Source organism: Ruegeria sp. AD6, assembly GCF_056542325.1.
Map to the genome: position 1 here is coordinate 924902 of NZ_JBQFZQ010000001.1, position 20113 is coordinate 945014.

Genomic DNA, 20113 nt, shown 5'->3' on the forward strand with positions numbered 1-20113 from the left:
AACCCAAATCTCTCAAAATGGAATTGTTGTTTTTACCAGCACAGTTATCAGCGTTTGATCAACCAACGCCCGAATGGCTAGGCTGAAACAGAATCATCCCGCGCCTTTGCAATCCGGCAAATCCGGCGCGTGACAAAAACGCAAATGATTGAGGGCTTACAAGAAGATGCAGCCGTTTCGCTTTCTCCCGGCACTGGCCCTGATCGTGGCCTGCACACAACAAGATGTGCCCGATGCGTCACGCAGCGCGCAGTTCGAAACCTTCCCCACGCGCCTGTTCGAAACCTTCGAAGCCAGCTGTTCCGGCCCCGGCGAAACCTTTCAAAAACTGGGGGATCGTGGTTTTGCGTGCAGCGAGTTTTTGCCGCCCGAAGCGACCGCCTTTCTGATTCTGAACTACGACGGGGATCCTCAGGACCTGCCCAAAAGCATCATGCGGCTGATCCCGACCAAAACCTCGGGCGGCTACAGGGTCGATGCGTCCTTGGTATTTGAAGTGCCGCAGAAAAACGGATCAAAAGTTGAGGTTCCGGTGGAAAGCGAAGAATTGGACAAGACGATGAGCACGCTTTACCGCGCGTTGGGTGGCTCGCCGACTTGAAGGGAAGAAAAGTGGTCGGGGCGGCAGGATTCGAACCTACGACCCCCTGTACCCAAAACAGGTGCGCTACCAGACTGCGCCACGCCCCGGACCGTGCGCCTTCCTAACGATGCCGATCTGATTTGAAAAGCCCTAACAGGGCCAAATTGCGGGGCCTTGCGAAAAAATTTCGTGCCGCATCTGGGTTCCCGCCTCGATCCCGTATCGTGCGGACAAACCGGCGTTGATTTCCAACACCGCAAACACGGCATCGCCCCCTTCAATCGGGGTCAAATCGCCCGGAATGGCACCCTGATGCACGCGCGTCACGGCCCCGGTCTTGTCCAGAAAGATGATGTCGAGCGGTATCAGAGTATTCTTCATCCAGAACACAACCGGTTGCGGCGGATCGAACACGAACAACATGCCTGACCTGTCGGGCAAATGCTCACGAAACATAAGACCGCGGGATCGTTCTTGTGGGGTAATGGCCAGTTCGACATCAAACCGAATCTGCGCCTGATCGTTTTTCAGTTCGACCCGGTCAGGCCGGCATTCGGCCAATACGCCCCCGGCCCACATCGAAAGGATCACGGCAGGAACGGTAAGACAGCGCATCATAAAAGGATCAGTCGTCCAGCGCGGCTTCCCAGGCAAGAACCTGTGCTGCCATGCGCCCGCGTTTGCCATCGATCACCCGCATCGCCAGCGCCTCGCCCGGCTGTAGATCCGCAAGGCCCGAGCGGCGCAGAACCTCGATATGCAGGAACACATCTTCACCGCGACCAAAGACATTGGCAAAACCAAAGCCCTTGCCCTTGTCGAACCATTTGACCCGCGCCGCCACCAGCGGGGCATCAGAGATCACGTCAGGATCAAGTTCGGCAAAATCAGCCAGCAGCATCGAGTCCGTGCGCGCGGGCGGATCAACACTGATCACCTCGACCGCCTGAACGCCGCGATCGGTGCGATGGGTCATGATCTCGATCCCTGCCCCGTCCGCGACCGAGCTTTGACCGAAATTGCGCAACACGTTCACGTGCAACAGAATATCCGGACCGCCTTCGTCAGACACAACAAATCCGTATCCCTTTGCGGGATCGAACCATTTTACGTGTCCCCGGACGCGATACATGTTGTTCAGATCTTCTGGCACTTTTTTCCCATCGCGAATTTTAGCAGTTCGTTAAGGGTTTGTTGTTTATGGGAATGTCCCACAATTTCAAGCTGAAAAAGTCGTTTATTTTCTGACTGTTGCATTTCGCGACACGTGAACGTCATGGATTCAACCTTTCCACATGCCACGCCGAATCCGGCTTTTCCCGTTGCCACCTGAATCTGTCGTGCAGACGAAACGCCCCGTCAGCCCAGAATTCGATTTCGGTTGGCGCTAATCTGTACCCTCCCCAAAACGGTGGCCTTGCTGGATTAGGACCGTGCTTTGCCGTAACCTTGGCGACCTCGGCCATCAGCGCGGCCCGACTGCTGAGCGGTTGTGATTGCCGCGATGCCCAAGCCCCCAACCGGCTTTTCAGTGACCTGGATGCATAATATTCATCCGCTTTCGGCCCATCTTCGCGGGTGATTGTACCACGAACTCGGATCTGACGCCGCAATGATTTCCAGTGCATGACAAAAGCGGCCTTCCCTGCACCGTCCAACTCGGACGCCTTTTTGCTTTCATAGTTTGTGTAGAAAACAAAACCGTTCGGTTCAATATCTTTCAACAGAACCATGCGCGAATTGGGCATGCCATCCGCGTCGACAGTTGCCAGGGCAATTGCATTGGGGTCGTTTGATTCAGTCTTTTCAGCCTCGCCTAACCACCGAGCCGCTATTTCAAACGGATCGGAGCCAGCAAAGATGCCATCACGCTCGGTCATTTCCATCCCCTGGAAAGTATTGTCCCCGAACCTAAGGCGAGAACCTGCTGCGGGCAAGGGTGCACGGCCTTGATGCAGCGCACCCAATGGCATAAACCAACGCAACACATCGCGAAGACAGGCGGAGAACCAAACATGTCAAATCAGTTGATGGCCGGAAAACGCGGCCTCATCATGGGACTGGCCAATGACAAATCAATCGCATGGGGAATCGCCCGCGCCTTGTCCGACGCCGGGGCCGAGCTGGCCTTTTCCTATCAGGGCGATGCTCTGAAAAAGCGCGTCGATCCATTGGCGGCTCAGTTGGGAAGCGAGGTTGTCCTGCCCTGCGACGTAAGTGACGAAGCATCGATCGATGCGCTGTTCACCGCGCTGGAAGAAAAATGGGGCAAGCTGGATTTCGTCGTTCATGCCATCGGATTTTCCGACAAGAACGAATTGCGCGGTCGCTATGTCGACACCAGCCGGGCGAATTTCAAACTGACCATGGATGTGTCGGTTTATTCCTTTACCGCTGTGATGCAACGGGCCGAAAAGATGATGTCCGAAGGCGGCAGCGCGATCACGCTGACCTATTACGGCGCAGAACAGGTGATGCCACACTATAACGTGATGGGCGTGGCCAAAGCGGCGCTTGAGGCATCGGTCAAATACCTGGCCGAAGATCTGGGCAAGGACGGCATCCGCGTGAACTCGATCTCGGCCGGTCCGATCAAGACGCTGGCCGCCAGCGGCATCGGCGACTTCCGCTATATCATGAAGTGGAACGAGTATAACTCGCCCCTGCGCCGCAACGTGACCATCGACGATGTGGGCAATTCGGCGCTGTATCTGCTGTCGAACCTGTCCGGCGGTGTGACCGGGGAAAACCTGCACGTGGATTCGGGTTATCACATTGTCGGCATGAAGGCCGTCGATGCCCCGGACGTCGAGAAAGGCTAAAGACATGAGCGCCAAGGACCGCCTGCCCCACGAAAAGGGATTTCACATCAGCTGGGATCAGATCCACCGCGATTCGCGCGCTTTGGCGTGGCGGCTGGACGGGCAAGGCCCCGATGACGGCGCATGGCGCGCGGTTGTTGCGATCACCCGTGGCGGCATGGCCCCGGCAATGATCGTCAGCCGCGAGCTTGATATTCGCACCGTCGATACAATCAGCGTCCGCTCGTACCACCATCAGGAACAGGGCGAGGCCGAAGTTCTGAAAGCCCCAGATGCGGCGCTTATGGGAGATGGCGAAGGTGTTCTGATCATCGACGATCTGGTCGACAGCGGCAAAACCTTGGAACTGGTACGCGCCATGTATCCCAAGGCGCATTTCGCCACCGTTTACGCCAAGCCCAAAGGCCGCCCAATGGTGGACACGTTCATCACCGAGGTCAGCCAGGACACCTGGATTTTCTTCCCGTGGGATATGGCCCTGCAATATGTCGAGCCCTATCGCGGCACCGACTGATCCCTTCTTCTGTTTAAAAATACCTCGGAGCGCGAGGCAGAGCCTCGCAAAAGATCGGCACGCCATGACCCAGACCCGCACCAGCGCCACCTTCCCACCCCCGGTGATGGAGGCGCGGCGTTGGCTGGACGGCGTCACATTTCCCGATGATCACCCTCTGATCAATGTCAGCCAGGCCGCGCCGGTGGATCCTCCGCCGCTGGCCCTGCGGCAGGCCATGGCCGACTTCACGGTGCAGCAGGACAGCGCGCATCTCTACGGACCCGTTTTGGGCAATGACGATCTGCGCACCGAACTGGCCAACCAGATCGGAGATCATTACGACGCCACTGTGATGCCGGAACAGGTTGCGATCACCTCGGGCTGCAATCAGGCCTTCTCAGCCGTCATCTCGGCCATCACCGATCAGGGGGATGAGGTGATCCTGCCAACCCCCTGGTATTTCAACCACAAAATGTGGCTGGACATGGCAGGCGTGCAAGCTATCGATCTGCCCACCGGTGAGGATCTGCTGCCCGACCCGGATCAGGCGCGCGCTCTGATCACCGACAAGACGCGCGCGATTTCCCTGGTCACGCCCAACAATCCCGGCGGGGTCGAGTACCCGGCTGATCTGGTCCGCGCCTTCTATGATCTGGCGCGCGAGGCTGGCATCTACCTTCTGGTCGACGAAACCTATCGCGATTTCGACAGCCGCAATGGCCCGCCGCATGAGTTGTTCCAACAGACCGGCTGGGACGAGACGCTGGTGCATCTCTATTCCTTCTCGAAAGCCTACCGCCTGACCGGGCACAGGGTCGGCGCCATTGCGACCAGCGCGGCCTTGCTGGCCGAAATCGAGAAATTTCTGGACACCGTTGCGATTTGCCCCGGCCAGATCGGCCAGTTTGCGGCCCTGTGGGGGATGCAGAACCTGAACCAGTGGCTGGCCGGTGAGCGCGACGAAATCCTCGACCGCCGCGCTGCCATCGCTGAGGGGATGCAGGCACTGACGGCAAAAGGCTGGCGGCTTTTGGGGCTGGGCGCTTATTTCGCCTATCTCGAACATCCGTTCGACATGCCTTCGGATGAATTGGCCCGTCGTCTGGTCCCCGAAGCAGGTATTCTGCTGTTGCCGGGCACCATGTTTATGCCCGCAGGCGACCCTGCCGGGGAACGGCAAGTCCGTGTGGCTTTTGCCAATCTGGACCGGGCCGGAATCGGCCGGTTGTTCGATCGTTTGCAGACGCTTTCCTTCTAAGCTTGCCCCCCGGCGGCACGCGTCGTATTCAGGGCCCCGACCAACAGGGCAGAGACCTGCCAAAAACACCAAGAGGGCATTATGGCTGCAGGCAAGAACAGTCTTTCAAAAACCTTTGTCTGGATACTGATGGGCCTTCTGTTCGTAGGTCTCGCAGGCTTTGGCGCAACCAATCTCAGCGGTACGGTGCGGACCGTGGCGCAAGTGGGCGACGAAAGCGTCTCGGTCGAGGCTTATGTGCGCGAACTACAGCGCGAAATCCGCGCCGTCGAGGCGCAGACCGGTCAGCCGCTGCAAATGTCTCAGGCCCGTGAATTTGGGTTGGACCAACTGGCCCTGTCGCGCCTGACTGCGCTGGCCGCTTTGGACAACGAGGTCGCTCAGCTTGGTATCTCGATCGGGGATGAAAACCTGCAGGAAGAGATTGTGGCGATCCCGGCCTTTCAGGGCGTGAACGGCACGTTTGACCGCGAAGCCTATCGGTTCCAGCTGGAACAGATCGGCATGACCGATACCGAGTTCGAAGACGATCTGCGCAAGGAGTCCTCGCGCACGATCATTCAAGCCGCTGTGACTGGTGGCGTGAAGATGCCCACAACGCTGACCGAAACCATGGTCGACTATATCGGCGCGCGCCGCAGCTTTACCGTGGCAACGCTTGGCGTTGACGCGCTGACCACGCCGGTCGCCGAGCCGAGCGAAGATCAGGTTCAGTCTTACTACGATGAGAACACGGATCAGTTCACCCTGCCGCGTACCAAAAGCCTGACCTATGCCATCCTGTCGCCCGAAATGCTGGTGGACACGGTCGAGGTTGACGAGGACACGCTGCGCCGCCTTTACGATCAGCGTGCGGAGGAATTCCAGCAGCCTGAACGCCGTCTGGTCGAGCGTCTGAACTTCCCCAGCGAAGAGGCCGCAAATGATGCCAAGGCCCAACTTGAAGTGGGTGGAACCACGTTCGAACAACTGGTTCGCGACCGCGAGTTGGAGCTGAGCGATATCGATCTGGGCGACGTCACACGCGATGATCTGGGCGAGGCCGCCGTTGCGGTGTTTGCCGCCGAACTGGACGCGGTCGTCGGTCCGTTGCCGTCGGTCTTCGGCCCTGCCCTGTTCCGCATCAACGGATCGCTGGCCGCAAACAACACTCCGTTTGAAGACGCCGAACCGGCCCTGCGCGAAGAAATCGCCTCGGACCGCGCCCGCCGTCTGATCGAGGCGCAGTCGGAAGACATCAACGACATGCTGGCCGGTGGTGCCACCCTGGAAGAACTGGTTGCCGAGACCGAGATGGAATTGGGCCAGATCGACTGGACCGGCGACAGCGACGAAAGCGTTGCCGCCTATGACGGGTTCCGCACCGCCGCCGAAGCCGTGCGTGAAGGCGACTTCCCCGAGATCGGCTTTCTTGAGGACGGCTCGATCTTTGCCCTGCGATTGGATGAAGAACTGCCGCCGCGCCCTGAACCGCTGGACAGCGCGCGTGATCGCGTCGCCGCCGCTTGGACTGCTGCAGAGACAAACAAAGCACTGCTGGATCAGGCGGCCTCGGTCCTGGTGGAATTGGCAACCGACGGCGATTTCACTGCAACCGGCTTGCCGTTCCGCGTCGAAAACGCCCTGACCCGCACCGCGTTTCTGGACGATGTGCCGCCCAGTTTCATGGCCGAAGTGTTCGAAATGGAACCCGGCGAGTTGCGCGTGATCAGCGGCAACGACGCGGCCATGATCGTGCGTCTGGATGAGATTCTGCCTCCGGCCGAGACCGACGAACTGCGTCAGGTGCAGGAAGCACTGACGGCTCAACTGGATCAGGCACTGGCCCAGAATATCTTTGACACCTATGTGCGCGATGCGCAAACACGGGCCCGCCCTGTGGTCGATCAGCAAGCCCTGAACGCCGTGCAGGCAAGCTATTAAACGAGACCAAGATGGCATTGACCCCCGATTTCGACAGTTTCGCCCGCGCCTATGAAGCGGGTGAAAATCAGGTCGTCTACACACGTCTCGCCGCTGATCTGGATACGCCGGTCTCGCTGATGCTGAAACTGACCGGCGCGCAGAAAGACGCGTTCATGCTGGAATCCGTCACTGGCGGAGAGGTGCGCGGGCGCTATTCGATCATCGGAATGAAGCCCGATCTGATCTGGCGTTGCCGGGGTGAGGCGTCCGAACTGAATCGATCGGCCCGATTCGACCCCGAGGCGTTTGCGCCTCAGGACGGCAACCCGATGGACAACCTGCGCGCCTTGCTGGCGGAAAGCCGGATCGCCCTGCCCGATGATCTGCCGCAGGCCGCCGCCGGGCTGTTTGGCTATCTGGGCTATGACATGGTGCGTCTGGTCGAGTATCTGCCGGACGTGAACCCCGACCCGCTGGGTCTGCCGGACGCCATCATGCTGCGCCCGTCGGTCATCGCGGTGCTGGACGGTGTGAAGGGCGAGGTCACCGTTGTCTCGCCCGCCTGGGTCAGTGAGGGGCAATCCGCCAAGGCCGCCTATGCCCAAGCGGCTGAGCGTGTGATGGACGCGGTCCGCGATCTGGAACGCGCCATGCCTGCCGAGACCCGCGATCTGGGGGACGCGTCCGAGGTTGCGCCGCCCGTGTCGAACTTCACCAAATCCGGCTATATGGAAGCCGTTGAAAAGGCCAAGGAATACATTCGCGCGGGCGACATTTTTCAGGTCGTCCCGGCGCAGCGCTGGACGCAGGATTTTCCCCAGCCGCCCTTTGCGCTTTATCGCTCGCTGCGCCGCACCAACCCCTCGCCCTTCATGTTTTACTTCAACTTCGGCGGCTTTCAGGTTGTGGGCGCAAGCCCGGAGATTCTGGTGCGCGTCTTCGGCGACGAAGTCACCATTCGCCCCATCGCAGGCACCCGCCCACGCGGCGCGACGCCCGAAGAAGACAAGGCAAACGAGGTCGATCTGCTGGCTGACAAGAAAGAACTGGCAGAGCATCTGATGCTGCTGGATCTGGGCCGCAACGATACAGGCCGCGTTGCCAAGATCGGCACCGTACGTCCAACCGAAGAGTTCATCATCGAACGCTACAGCCACGTGATGCACATCGTCTCGAACGTGGTTGGCGAACTGGCCGAGGACAAAGACGCGCTGGATGCCTTCTTTGCCGGGATGCCTGCGGGGACCGTCTCGGGCGCGCCCAAGGTCCGCGCGATGGAGATCATCGACGAGCTGGAGCCGGAAAAGCGCGGCGTCTATGGCGGCGGTGTCGGCTATTTCAGCGCGGGCGGCGATATGGATATGTGCATCGCCCTGCGCACAGCGATCGTGAAGGATCAGAAGCTTTATATTCAGGCCGGTGGCGGCGTTGTTTACGACAGCGACCCAGAGGCTGAGTATATGGAGACAGTCCACAAATCCAATGCGATCCGACGGGCTGCGGCAGATTCTGCCCGGTTCACCGGCAGCGGCAACTAATAAGAAAAGGCGGCGATCCCGGATCAGCCGCCTTTCTTTATCTTACTGCACTTCGCGCATCATGACGGCCGAGATCGGGGCCATCGCAACCCGATTGCCGCGATCTTCCAATCCCCAAAGCAACAGGGCCGAGATCGTCTCGGGCCGCACGCGACCCAGCATCACAACCGTGCCTTCCTGTCCGGCGCGGAACACGGCCTGGTCCAGGAACCGACGCATGATCTTGGGGTCCTGACGCGCCCCGTCGATATCGCGGAACACCACGCCCGACGGCACACCGTTGCGGGCCGCGATCTTCTGGACCGTGTTCAACCCGTTATCCTGCGTGATCAGCCCCCGGCCCGTCACACCCGCAATCTCGGCCACCTGATCGGCCAGTTTGCGATTGCCCTGAATGCCGGTATCGACCCCTTCCAGAATACCCACGGTTTCCGGCAGCGCTTCAAGCCACACGGCCATCGAAACCTCGGCATCCTGTGCGCTGGCCGCCTCATGCAGATCAACCAAGGCCATCACCTCGAACCCGGCGGCTCGGTGGCGGGCCATCTTCTCGGCTGCATTCGGGTCGGACGGGCTGACGGCGAAGCTGATCGGATAGGGAAAATCCTGCAGCGCCTCGGCTCCAAATGCGTCCTCGTCATCGATCAGAATGATCGACATCAGCGGTTTGGCCTCGGGGTTATCGAACGACGCGGCGTACGCCTCGATGGGCTTTCCGACCGCGATGGCAATCGATCCATCCGTACCTGCCGCGTCCGTGCTTGGTGTATCCGTCGCTGGCGGATCGTCCCGTTCAGTCAGGGGAACAACGCGTTTACCAATGATTGAGCTGGTGCTGGTCTCACCCTCCCCCCCGATCTGAGGCAGCGCTGCAAGACGCGGCAAGGTCCGGGGCAAAACATCCTCATCGCCTTCAACGGCAATCGGGCTGTTTTCAAACGGGTTCTCTTCGGTGTCCTCGTTGGACGTGCCCGGCAATTGCGCCGGTTCTGGCTGGGGTTCCAGTCCAGCCACATCTTCGTTTGCAGGCGGCGCGGGTGTCTCATCGATCACCAGCGGTTGGCTATCGTCCTGAGGGGCCTGCGGCGCTGCCCCCGGCAGTTGTGGCGCGGCGGGCGGATCCGTCAGCACCGCGACGTCCTCGGACACCGCAGGATCAGGCTGTTCGGCCTGTTGCGCCGGATCCGTGATCACAGGTTGGGCATCTGCCTCGGCCTCAAGACCTGACAGATCGGCTGCGTCCTCTTCTTGGTACTCGGCAACATTTGGCGCAGCGGGGGGCACTTCGACCAGATCCGCATCCGATCCGGTCTCGGCCACACCTTCCGGGGCCTCGGATGTCGCCACGTCTTCGGGTTGCGGCGCTTCGGTCGTGACCGCGGTTCGCTGAGCCAACGGCGCCTGCAACGACAGTACCGTGCCCAGAATCAAAACAACGACCGCGCCCGCGACCATTCCCCCGATAAATCCGCCCATGACCAGTGCCTTTCGCCTGTTTACTGCTTTGCCCATCCCGACGCCGTCTGCTGCGACGCTTGGCCTGATGACGCGCCGGGAACGGGATGTCCTCTTGACGCTGCCGCACAAGCCTGAGCATGTATGTCCCGACATTATACCGTGGCCGGGGGCTGCATCGCCAGCCTGAAATGCCCAAGCGAAGATAAGTGCCCAAATGCTGCTGCTGATCGACAACTACGACTCGTTTACCTACAACCTGGTGCATTATCTGGGCGAACTTGGGGCCGAAATGGTCATTCGCCGCAACGATGCGCTGGATGTGCAGGAAGCCATGGCGATGAACCCCGCCGGCATCCTGCTCAGCCCCGGCCCCTGCGACCCGGATCAGGCCGGGATTTGCCTGGCCCTGACCGAAGCCGCTGCCGAGACAAAGACACCCCTTATGGGTGTGTGTCTGGGCCATCAGACTATCGGACAGGTCTTTGGCGGTAGGGTCGTGCGCTGCCATGAGATCGTGCACGGCAAGATGGGCACGATGAAACATACCGGCAAAGGCGTCTTTGCCGGACTGCCCTCACCCTTTGAAGCGACCCGCTACCATTCCCTGATCGTCGAGCGTGAGACGCTGCCGGACTGCCTTGAGATCACGGCGGAACTGGAAGACGGCACCATAATGGGGCTGCAACACAAGGAACTGCCCATTCACGGCGTCCAGTTCCACCCGGAATCCATCGCATCCGAGCATGGCCACGCCCTGCTCAAGAACTTCCTGCAAGAACTGAAAGTCCCCGCATGAGCGACGCATTGAAACCACTGATCGGCGCGTCGGCTGATCGGCCTTTGACCCGTGCCGAGGCGGAACAGGCCTTTGGCATTCTGTTCGACGGCGAAGCCACCCCCAGCCAGATTGGCGGGCTACTGATGGCGATGCGCACGCGGGGCGAAACCGTGGACGAATACGCCGCCGCCGCCGCTGTGATGCGCGCCAAGTGCAACGCCGTGACCGCATCTGCGGGTGCAATGGACATCGTGGGCACCGGCGGTGACGGCAAGGGAACCCTGAACATCTCGACCGCGACGGCCTTTGTCGTGGCGGGGGCCGGTGTCACCGTGGCCAAGCACGGCAACCGGAATCTCAGTTCCAAATCCGGCGCGGCGGATGCGTTGGGCCAGATGGGAATCAACGTGATGGTTGGCCCACAAGTGGTTGAAAAGGCGCTGAATGAGGCCGGTATCTGCTTCATGATGGCCCCAATGCACCACCCGGCCATTGCCCATGTCATGCCCTCGCGGCAAGAGCTTGGGACGCGCACGATCTTCAACATTCTCGGGCCGCTGACCAACCCGGCGGGCGTCAAGCGCCAGTTGACCGGCGCGTTCTCGCGCGAATTGATCCGACCGATGGCAGAGACGCTGGGTCTGTTGGGTTCCGACCGTGCATGGCTGGTCCATGGCTCGGACGGCACCGATGAGTTGACCATTACCGGCGTCAGCTGGGTTGCCGCGTTGGAAGACGATACCGTCAAAGAGGTTGAACTGCACCCGGAAGACGCGGGCCTGCCTGTGCACCCGTTCGAGGACATCATCGGCGGCACGCCCGAGGAAAACGCCACCGCTTTTCGCGCCTTGCTGGAGGGCGCGCCGTCGGCCTATCGCGACGCCGTTCTCCTGAATTCGGCAGCCGCTCTGGTCGTGGCCGAGGCGGCCTCGGACCTGCGCGAAGGCGTTGAAAAGGCTGCCGAAAGCATCGACAGTGGCAAAGCAAAAGAGAAAATAACCGCCCTGGCGCGGATCACACAGGAAGCCGCATGACCGAGACTGTTCTGGACAAAATCAAAGCCTACAAGCTGGAAGAGATCGCAGCGGACAAGGCGCAAAAATCGCTGGACGAGTTGGAAAGCGAGGCGCGCGAAGCGCCCGAGGTTCGCGGCTTTGCTGCAGCGCTGCACGATGCGTCCCGCACCGGGTATGGACTGATTGCCGAGGTCAAAAAGGCCAGCCCCTCGAAAGGTCTGATCCGTCCGGATTTTGATCCACCGGTTCTGGCGAAAGCCTATGAAGATGGCGGCGCGGCCTGTTTGTCGGTGCTGACGGACACGCCAAGCTTTCAGGGCGCCAAAGACTATCTGACCGCAGCCCGTGCCGCCACCAACCTGCCCGCCCTGCGCAAGGATTTCATGTATGACCCCTATCAGGTCGTCGAAGCGCGCGCATTGGGGGCAGATTGTATCCTGATCATCATGGCCTCGGTCGAGGATGCTCAGGCCGCCGAACTGGAACAAACCGCTTGTGACTGGGGCATGGACGTTCTGATCGAGGTTCATGACGCGGCCGAGTTGGAGCGCGCGACGCAGTTGAAAAGCCCTCTGATCGGGATAAATAACCGAAATCTCAAGACGTTCGAGACCACTCTTGATACGACCCGGCGGTTGTCGAAGCTGGTTCCAGGAGACCGGACGATCGTCTGCGAAAGCGGTCTGGGCGCGCCCGAGGATTTGGCCGATATCGCCCGTTACGGCGCGCGGTGTTTCCTGATCGGCGAAAGCCTGATGCGTCAGGACGACGTGACCGCCGCGACCCGGCACATCCTGTCAAACCCGCTGATCCCCGGAGTGATGTGATGCCGCTCACCCATTTCGATGCGCAAGGTCAGGCCCATATGGTCGATGTCTCGGATAAAGAGGTGACGGACCGTGTGGCGGTGGCCGCAGGGCACATCAAGATGGCGCAAGAAACCTTTGATTTGATTTCAGAAGGTCGCGCCAAGAAGGGCGATGTTCTGGGCGTTGCGCGACTGGCCGGAATCATGGGGGCCAAGAAAACGCCTGACCTGATCCCCCTTTGCCACCCTTTGCCGGTGACCAAGGTTGCCGTGGAGCTGACGCTGGACCCTGATCTGCCGGGCGTTCAGATCGAAGCCACCGTAAAGACCTCGGGCCAGACCGGGGTTGAGATGGAGGCGCTGACGGCCGTCTCGACCGCCGCGCTGACGGTCTATGACATGACCAAAGCCGTGGACAAGGCGATGGAGATCGGCGGTATTCGGGTCCTTTTGAAAGATGGCGGAAAATCGGGGCGTTACGAAGCGCAATGATCACCGTTGAAGACGCCCGCGCCCTGCTGTTCGATCTGGTTGCTCCGCTGCCGGTCGAGCATGTGCCACTGGCCCAATCCGCAGGCCGGGTCCTGGTCGAAGACGTCGCAGCGACGCGCGACCAGCCGCCCTTTGCGGCCTCTTCCATGGATGGATACGCGGTCAAAGCGGCTGAGGTTGAACTGCATGCCATGTTCAAAGTCGTAGGGGAATCCGCTGCGGGCAATCGCTTCGATGGACGTGTCGGGCCGGGTCAGGCTGTGCGCATTTTCACCGGCGCGCCGGTGCCGGAAGGTGCTGATTTCATTGCTATTCAGGAAGATGTGGATCGCCGGGGCGACCTGATCACCATAACCGACGCCCCCGGCCCCAAAACCAACATCCGGCCCGCCGGGGTGGATTTTGCCAAGGGTACCAAAATCACCGCCCCGCGTCTGATCCGCCCCGAAGATGCCGCCCTGATGGCCGCCATGAACATCGCAATGGTACCGGTGACGCGGAAACCTCAGGTCGCGCTGATTTCGACCGGGGATGAGTTGGTCATGCCCGGCGAAACGCCCGGCCCTGACCAGATCATCGCCTCGAATACGTTCGGACTGAAAGCCTTGCTGGAAGGGCTTGGCGCACATGTCCGCGTCCTGCCCATCGCGCAGGATACGGTATCGTCGCTTGAAACCGCCTTTGGTCTGGCCGAGGGCGCTGATCTGGTGGTGACAATCGGCGGCGCGTCGGTCGGCGACTATGATCTGGTGTCCGACGTGTCCCAGGCGCTGGGGATGGAACGGTCGTTCTACAAGATCAGAATGCGGCCCGGAAAACCCCTGATGGCCGGACGGATGGGCGATACGGCCATGGTCGGTCTGCCCGGAAATCCCGTCAGCGCAATGGTTTGCGGCTATTTGTTCCTGGCTCCGATGGTGCGGCGCATGTTGGGTCTGGATTCGGTTGTGACACCGTTCAGGACCGCCACCCTGGTCGAGCCGCTGTCGCCGAACGGCCCGCGCGAGCACTATATGCGCGCAATCCTCGACGAGAACGGCATCCGCGCCTGTGCCGATCAGGACAGTTCTCTGCTGAGCGTTCTGGCACAGGCCAACGCCTTGTTGGTGCGCCCGCCCGACGATCCCGCGCTGCCTGCGGGGGCAAAGGTGCGCTACCTGCCGATATAGAACATCGTCAAATTCGTTGACACAAAACGTGAACATGCGTAGAACAAAAGAAAACGCATGAGCGACGAGGTGTGAGCGATGCTGACCAAGAAGCAATTGGATTTGCTGGAATTCATCCACAAACGCGTGCAGGCGGACGGTGTTCCGCCCAGCTTTGACGAAATGAAGGCCGCGCTGGACCTGCGTTCGAAATCCGGCATTCATCGGTTGATCACGGCATTGGAAGAGCGTGGATTTATCCGCCGTCTGGCCCACCGTGCCCGCGCGATCGAGATTGTGAAATTGCCCGAAAGCCTTGGCGGACAACCCACGGCGGGGTTCAGCCCGCGCGTGATCGATGGTGACAAGCCTGAAGGCCAACGCCCGGCAAACTTTGAACCTGTTGCGGTGGACGCTATGGAACTGCCCGTTATGGGCCGGATCGCCGCTGGTGTGCCGATTGAGGCGATCAGCCACGTCTCGCATCGTGTGGCGGTACCCGGCCCCATGGTCTCGGGTCAGGGTTCGCATTACGCGCTTGAGGTAAAGGGCGACTCGATGATCGATGCCGGGATCAATGATGGCGACGTCGTCGTGATCCGCGAGACATCGACCGCTGACAACGGCGACATCGTTGTTGCACTGGTCGAGGATCAGGAGGCCACCTTGAAGCGTTTCTTCCGCCGTGGTCAGGCCATCGCGCTTGAGGCCGCGAACCCGGCTTATGAAACGCGGGTGCTGCCCGAAGACAAAATCAAGGTTCAGGGTCGTCTGGTCGGGTTGATCCGCACCTACTGATCCCACCTTTAACGCCTGTCCCCGGAGGGTTTCGGGGACCACAGGCGATGCCCGGTCAGATCCGCGCTGGTGACCAGCTTTCCATCAGTGATGGAGAGGCTTCCGGTCTCATACAGCCGCTCGGGGTCAAAAACGCTGCAATCTCCGTCCATGTCCAGATTTATTGCTGAAACAACGATCTGATTCTCATGGCACTCCGTGAATTCCTGCGCGGCCCTTTTGCCGGTGACATGGATGACCTCTTTGTCCTGCAAGGCAATCCGCTGGATAAGGCCGGACTGCCCCGGCCAACGACCGGCAGCGTGCCCCTGATCCTGCCCGTCCCCGTCATTCTCTAACCAAACAGTCGCAACAAAACCGCTGCCTTTTTCTTTGCTCAGCGCCCTGCCCTGTTCAGTGATGACGCCCACCAACCCTCCGGACTCGGCGATCAGCACCTCGGGGCGATGGCCAGACGTCCAGAACAGAAAGGCAAGGGCGACGGGGGCAAGGCCGATCCACCGCGCCCGGCCCTGCCACAGGGCAATCCAAAGCGCGCCCAGGGCCATCACCGGCAGCACGAACCAGGGCGGGCTGACAACGTAACCTTGCGCGCCCTCAAGGCCCGAGACCCAGTCCGCGATCATCAAGATCCATCGCAGGCCAATGCCCATGATCTGAATGGCAATCGCCTCCAACCCAAACGGGGCCAACAAGGCCGCAACCACGGCAAAGGGCACCACAACCGACCCCATCACCGGAACCGACAGAAGGTTCGCCAGCAGGCCATAATGCGACATGGTGTTGAAATGTGCCGCGCCGATTGGCGCAGTGGCAAGACCGGCGATTGCAGATGACATGAGAACGCCGGCTATCGGCTGCACCCATTTGGGGCCGGGCATCGGGCCGAAGTCGCGCAATGCGCCAAAGACGGCCACAAGGGCCGTGGTTGCCGCAAATGACATCTGAAAACCGGGGCTCAGCAGGGTTTCGGGGCGCAAGGCCAGCACGATCAACGCCGCCACGGCCACCGCCCGCAACGAGATGGCACGGCGGTCGATCAGAACCGCCCCCAACATGACGGTGACCATGACAAAGGCACGTTCGGTCGCCACGTTACCGCCCGAGAGCATCAGGTAGATCACCGCAGCGACCAGCGCACATCCCGCAGCCAGTTTGCGAACCGGAACGCGCAGGGCCAAGGCCGGGATCGCGGACAGCCCGATCCGGCAGGCCACAAAGACAAACCCGGTCAACAGCCCCATATGCAAGCCCGAGATCGCAAGTAGATGCGCGAGATTCGAGGCCCGTAACGCCCCAAGCGCCGCTTGCCCCATACCGCTGCGGTCTCCGGTGGTGACGGCGGCGGCAAAGCCGCCAACCTCACCCGGCAAGATCTCACGCACCCGCTCGGAAATCTTCATGCGGATCGCGGTAATCCGAACCCCGTCCATCGCGTCCTGCGGCGGGGCAATGGTCATGACCGGAACGCGGGTGTATCCAACCGCGCCAAGGCGTTGAAACCAGGCGTGGCGGCGGAAATCGAAACCGCCGGGCTCGACCGGGCCTTGCGGCGGCGACAAATGGGCGGTGGTCATGATCCGCTGCCCCGGCGCAATGGGATCGATCTGAGAATGTACGGAAAGACGGATGCGCTGCGGTCGCCGATCATGCGGCACGTCCCCTACCCGCACCTGATCCAGCGTCAGTCGCAGCGCATCCGAGGCAGACCGGTCCATGGCGACGACCCTCCCCTCGATGGGGCCGTAATACCGCCATGACAAAACCGGTTCCGCCACCATATGGGCGCGGGCACCTGCCAGCAGAAAGCCGACAGCAACCAGCGCCCCCCCGATTGCCAACGATCCCCATCCGGCCGGTAAAAAGCGGCACAGGCCGATCAGCACCAAACCGGTGGTCGCAAAGCCCAGATAGATCGGCCAGCCCGGTTCGAACCGCAATCCGAAATAGAGGCCAATCCCAAGCGCCAGACATACCGGAGACCATGGAAACAGGAACCCCGTCTGGTTCAGCAGCGCCGCCTGGGCCCGTGCAAGAACACGCATGGTTGCCCCCGTCCTTCGGGCTCGTTAGACAAGCGCCACACTATGCCCGTCGCGGTTACCAAAAGGTTAATCAAAATAATGTCCGATCAGGTCGTCACCCGTTTTGCACCCTCACCCACCGGTTTTCTGCACATCGGCGGTGCACGCACAGCGCTGTTCAACTGGCTTTATGCGCGCGGGCGCGGCGGCAAGTTCCTGCTGCGAATCGAAGACACGGACCGCGAGCGGTCGACCCCCGAGGCCACCGCGGCGATTCTACAAGGCATGGAGTGGCTTGGGCTGGATCACGACGGCGACGTGATTTCTCAGTTCGAAGGGGCCGCACGACACGCCGAGGTTGCGCATCAGCTATTGGCTGAGGGCAAGGCTTATAAGTGTTTCTCGTCTCAGGATGAAATCGCCGCATTCCGCGAACAGGCACGGGCCGAGGGGAAATCGACCCTGTTCCGCAGCCCCTGGCGCGATGCGCCCCCTGAAACCCACCCCGATGCGCCTTTTGTGATCCGCATCAAGGCGCCGCAGGACGGCGCGACCGTGATCCGGGATCAGGTTCAGGGCGATGTGACCATCCGCAACGATCAGCTAGACGATATGATCCTTCTGCGCTCGGACGGGACACCGGTTTATATGCTGGCGGTTGTGGTTGATGACCACGATATGGGCGTCACCCATGTGATCCGCGGCGACGATCACCTGAACAACGCCGCCCGCCAGATGATGATCTACGAGGCGATGGGCTGGGACGTTCCAGTCTGGGCGCACATTCCGCTGATTCACGGGCCTGACGGCAAGAAACTGTCCAAACGCCACGGCGCTTTGGGCGCGCAGGAATATCAGGCGATGGGCTATCCCGCCGCCGGTATGCGCAACTATCTGGCACGTCTGGGTTGGAGCCACGGTGACGATGAATTCTTCACCGACGCACAGGCGAAAGAGTGGTTCGATCTGGATGGAATCGGCAAAAGCCCGGCGCGTTTCGACTTGAAAAAGCTGGAAAACCTGTGCGGTCAGCACATCGCAATCTCGGATGATGCTGCGCTGCGGCAAGAAATTGAAGATTACCTCGCGGCAGCAGAGCTGCCCGCTCTCACACAGACACAATCGGGTGATCTGGAACGTGCGATGTATTGCCTCAAGGATCGCGCGCGCACTTTCCCGGAACTGCTTGAAAAAGCGCATTTTGTACTGACCGAGCGTCCGATTGCCCCGGATGAGAAAGCCGCAAAAGCGTTGGCATCAGTATCCGATGGTATACTGAATGAATTGACGCCGCAGTTGCAAAATGCTAGCTGGTCCCGGAACGAGCTGGAAGAGACGTTGAATTCCTTTGCCGAAGCAAGGGAGGTCAAGTTCGGCAAGCTGGCAGGCCCGCTTAGGGCTGTATTGGCTGGTCGGGCCGTCACACCTTCGGTTTTTGACATGATGCTTGTGCTGGGACGCGATGAAACCCTGGCGCGGCTTTCTGAGGCAGCGAAATAAACCCAAGCTTCATAAACGGGTAACGCTGCTCCGCTAACACCCGGACTGCGCGCTTGCGCGCGGTCATTGCCCGCAGGTTTCGGCAACGATTTTGCCTGCGCACGAATGAAGAAGGGACAATCATGACTGATAGCAACAAAACAGCCACTCTGACCGTGCATGGAAAAGAGTATGAGTTGCCGGTTCACTCGCCGACCGCTGGGCCTGACGTTGTCGATATCCGCAAACTGTACGGTCAGGCGGGTGTGTTCACCTATGACCCCGGCTTTACCTCGACCGCAAGCTGCGACAGCACCATCACCTATATCGATGGCGAAAAGGGCGAGCTGCTGCACCGGGGCTATCCGATCGACCAACTGGCCGAGAAATCCCACTTCTTGGAAGTGTGCTATCTGCTGCTGTACGGAGAGTTGCCGAGCGCCAAGGATCTTGAAACCTTCGAGACCACGATCACCCGTCACACCATGCTGCACGAGCAGATGCAGTATTTCTATCGCGGCTTCCGCCGGGATGCGCACCCGATGGCGATCATGGTTGGCGTGGTTGGCGCAATGTCGGCCTTCTATCACGATTCAACCGACATCTCGGACCCGCATCAGCGCGAGGTCGCCTCGCACCGTCTGATCGCCAAGATGCCCACCATCGCGGCCTGGGCCTTCAAGTACCACACCGGTCAGCCTTTCGTGTATCCGCGCAATGATCTGGACTATGCGTCGAACTTCCTGCGCATGTGCTTCAGCGTTCCCGCGGAAGAGTATGAGGTGAACCCGATCCTCAGCCGTGCAATGGACCGCATCTTTACCCTGCACGCGGATCACGAACAGAACGCCTCGACCTCGACCGTGCGTCTGGCGTCATCGTCCGGTGCAAACCCGTTTGCCTGTATCGCCGCTGGCATCGCCTGCCTGTGGGGTCCGGCCCATGGCGGTGCGAACCAGGCCTGTCTAGAGATGCTGGAAGAGATCGGCACCGTTGATCGTATCCCTGAATACATCGCCCGCGCCAAGGACAAGAACGACCCGTTCCGCCTGATGGGCTTTGGCCACCGCGTCTACAAGAATTTCGACCCGCGCGCCAAGGTGATGAAGCAGTCGGCTGACGAAGTGCTGGATCTGCTGGGCATTGAAGACAATCCGAAGCTGCAGGTCGCCAAGGAACTTGAGCGTGAGGCGCTGGAAGATCCGTATTTCGCCGAGAAGAAACTGTTCCCGAACGTGGATTTCTATTCGGGCATCATCCTCGAGGCGATGGGCTTCCCCACCTCGATGTTCACCCCGATCTTTGCCCTTTCGCGCACCGTTGGCTGGGTCAGCCAGTGGAAAGAGATGATTGCCGATCCACAGAACAAGATCGGCCGTCCGCGTCAGTTGTATCTGGGCGAGACCAACCGCGACTACGTGGATATCGAAAACCGCTGAGGCGGCATGATGCAAGAAAGACCCCGCGATTTGCGGGGTTTTTTTTGAGCAGTCAAATGTGGATCCGGCCG

At 60.4% G+C, this 20113-nt stretch carries 19 protein-coding genes and 1 tRNA gene; 14 read left to right on the plus strand and 6 right to left on the minus strand.

Annotated features, from left to right (window positions below):
• Window positions 1-166 precede the first annotated feature (166 nt).
• A complete protein-coding gene (locus tag ACR0KJ_RS04455; protein WP_480626045.1) occupies window positions 167-601 on the plus strand; it encodes a hypothetical protein in 435 nt (144 codons plus the stop codon).
• 12 nt (window positions 602-613) lie between these two features.
• Here the strand turns inward: ACR0KJ_RS04455 and ACR0KJ_RS04460 are convergent.
• From ACR0KJ_RS04460 to pdxH, 4 genes are all read right to left on the minus strand, one after another.
• Window positions 614-690, minus strand: a tRNA-Pro gene (locus ACR0KJ_RS04460).
• A gap of 43 nt (window positions 691-733) precedes the next feature.
• Window positions 734-1201 carry a DUF192 domain-containing protein gene (locus ACR0KJ_RS04465; RefSeq protein WP_480626046.1) on the minus strand — a complete coding sequence of 156 codons (468 nt, stop codon included), beginning with the start codon at window positions 1199-1201 and terminating at the stop codon, window positions 734-736.
• Between the two features lie 7 nt (window positions 1202-1208).
• Entirely contained in the window at window positions 1209-1715 is a 507-nt protein-coding gene (locus ACR0KJ_RS04470; RefSeq protein ID WP_480626273.1) for a cold-shock protein, read from the minus strand.
• A 142-nt stretch (window positions 1716-1857) separates the two neighbouring features.
• Window positions 1858-2463, minus strand: a complete 606-nt coding sequence (gene pdxH, locus ACR0KJ_RS04475) for a pyridoxamine 5'-phosphate oxidase (protein ID WP_170450383.1) — start codon at window positions 2461-2463, stop codon at window positions 1858-1860.
• Window positions 2464-2598: 135 nt separating this feature from the next.
• Between pdxH and fabI the strand changes: the two genes are divergently transcribed.
• From fabI to trpE, 5 genes are all read left to right on the plus strand, one after another.
• Window positions 2599-3405: an enoyl-ACP reductase FabI gene (gene fabI, locus ACR0KJ_RS04480; RefSeq protein WP_170450381.1), complete on the plus strand. Its 807-nt coding sequence runs from the start codon at window positions 2599-2601 to the stop codon at window positions 3403-3405.
• Between the two features lie 4 nt (window positions 3406-3409).
• Entirely contained in the window at window positions 3410-3919 is a 510-nt protein-coding gene (gene gpt, locus ACR0KJ_RS04485; protein ID WP_170450379.1) for a xanthine phosphoribosyltransferase, read from the plus strand.
• A gap of 64 nt (window positions 3920-3983) precedes the next feature.
• On the plus strand, window positions 3984-5159 hold the full coding sequence (locus ACR0KJ_RS04490; protein ID WP_480626047.1) for an aminotransferase: 1176 nt from the start codon (window positions 3984-3986) through the stop codon (window positions 5157-5159).
• 81 nt (window positions 5160-5240) lie between these two features.
• Window positions 5241-7082 (plus strand): peptidyl-prolyl cis-trans isomerase, encoded by a 1842-nt coding sequence (locus tag ACR0KJ_RS04495; protein WP_480626048.1) that lies wholly within the window; start codon window positions 5241-5243, stop codon window positions 7080-7082.
• Between the two features lie 11 nt (window positions 7083-7093).
• Window positions 7094-8602: an anthranilate synthase component I gene (trpE, locus tag ACR0KJ_RS04500; protein ID WP_480626049.1), complete on the plus strand. Its 1509-nt coding sequence runs from the start codon at window positions 7094-7096 to the stop codon at window positions 8600-8602.
• 42 nt (window positions 8603-8644) lie between these two features.
• Here the strand turns inward: trpE and ACR0KJ_RS04505 are convergent, their stop codons facing one another.
• On the minus strand, window positions 8645-10114 hold the full coding sequence (locus tag ACR0KJ_RS04505) for a divergent polysaccharide deacetylase family protein (RefSeq protein WP_480626050.1): 1470 nt from the start codon (window positions 10112-10114) through the stop codon (window positions 8645-8647).
• Window positions 10115-10274: 160 nt separating this feature from the next.
• Between ACR0KJ_RS04505 and ACR0KJ_RS04510 the strand changes: the two genes are divergently transcribed.
• The 6 genes from ACR0KJ_RS04510 to lexA all read left to right on the plus strand — a co-directional run bounded on the left by ACR0KJ_RS04510 (window position 10275) and on the right by lexA (window position 15100).
• Entirely contained in the window at window positions 10275-10856 is a 582-nt protein-coding gene (locus ACR0KJ_RS04510; RefSeq protein WP_170450369.1) for an aminodeoxychorismate/anthranilate synthase component II, read from the plus strand.
• The gene (trpD, locus tag ACR0KJ_RS04515; RefSeq protein ID WP_480626051.1) at window positions 10853-11872 is read left to right on the plus strand and encodes an anthranilate phosphoribosyltransferase; all 1020 of its coding nucleotides are present in this window, start codon (window positions 10853-10855) and stop codon (window positions 11870-11872) included. The genes ACR0KJ_RS04510 and trpD overlap by 4 nt, the downstream gene beginning before the upstream one ends.
• A complete protein-coding gene (gene trpC, locus ACR0KJ_RS04520; protein WP_170621859.1) occupies window positions 11869-12681 on the plus strand; it encodes an indole-3-glycerol phosphate synthase TrpC in 813 nt (270 codons plus the stop codon). Before trpD ends, trpC begins: the two co-directional genes overlap by 4 nt.
• Window positions 12681-13154 carry a cyclic pyranopterin monophosphate synthase MoaC gene (moaC, locus tag ACR0KJ_RS04525; protein WP_170450363.1) on the plus strand — a complete coding sequence of 158 codons (474 nt, stop codon included), beginning with the start codon at window positions 12681-12683 and terminating at the stop codon, window positions 13152-13154. The genes trpC and moaC overlap by 1 nt, the downstream gene beginning before the upstream one ends.
• Window positions 13151-14323, plus strand: a complete 1173-nt coding sequence (locus tag ACR0KJ_RS04530; protein ID WP_170621860.1) for a molybdopterin molybdotransferase MoeA — start codon at window positions 13151-13153, stop codon at window positions 14321-14323. Before moaC ends, ACR0KJ_RS04530 begins: the two co-directional genes overlap by 4 nt.
• 78 nt (window positions 14324-14401) lie before the next feature.
• Window positions 14402-15100, plus strand: coding sequence for a transcriptional repressor LexA (lexA, locus tag ACR0KJ_RS04535; RefSeq protein ID WP_170450359.1), 699 nt, complete (start codon window positions 14402-14404; stop codon window positions 15098-15100).
• A gap of 8 nt (window positions 15101-15108) precedes the next feature.
• On the opposite strand, the gene ACR0KJ_RS04540 is transcribed toward lexA, so the two are convergent.
• Window positions 15109-17145, minus strand: coding sequence for a ComEC/Rec2 family competence protein (locus ACR0KJ_RS04540; RefSeq protein WP_480626052.1), 2037 nt, complete (start codon window positions 17143-17145; stop codon window positions 15109-15111).
• Window positions 17146-17223: 78 nt separating this feature from the next.
• On the opposite strand from ACR0KJ_RS04540, the gene gltX reads away from it, so the two are divergent.
• Both gltX and gltA read left to right on the plus strand, forming a co-directional pair.
• Entirely contained in the window at window positions 17224-18624 is a 1401-nt protein-coding gene (gene gltX / locus ACR0KJ_RS04545) for a glutamate--tRNA ligase (protein WP_170450354.1), read from the plus strand.
• A gap of 122 nt (window positions 18625-18746) precedes the next feature.
• Window positions 18747-20042, plus strand: coding sequence for a citrate synthase (gene gltA / locus ACR0KJ_RS04550; protein WP_170450352.1), 1296 nt, complete (start codon window positions 18747-18749; stop codon window positions 20040-20042).
• The last annotated feature ends 71 nt before the right edge of the window (window positions 20043-20113 follow it).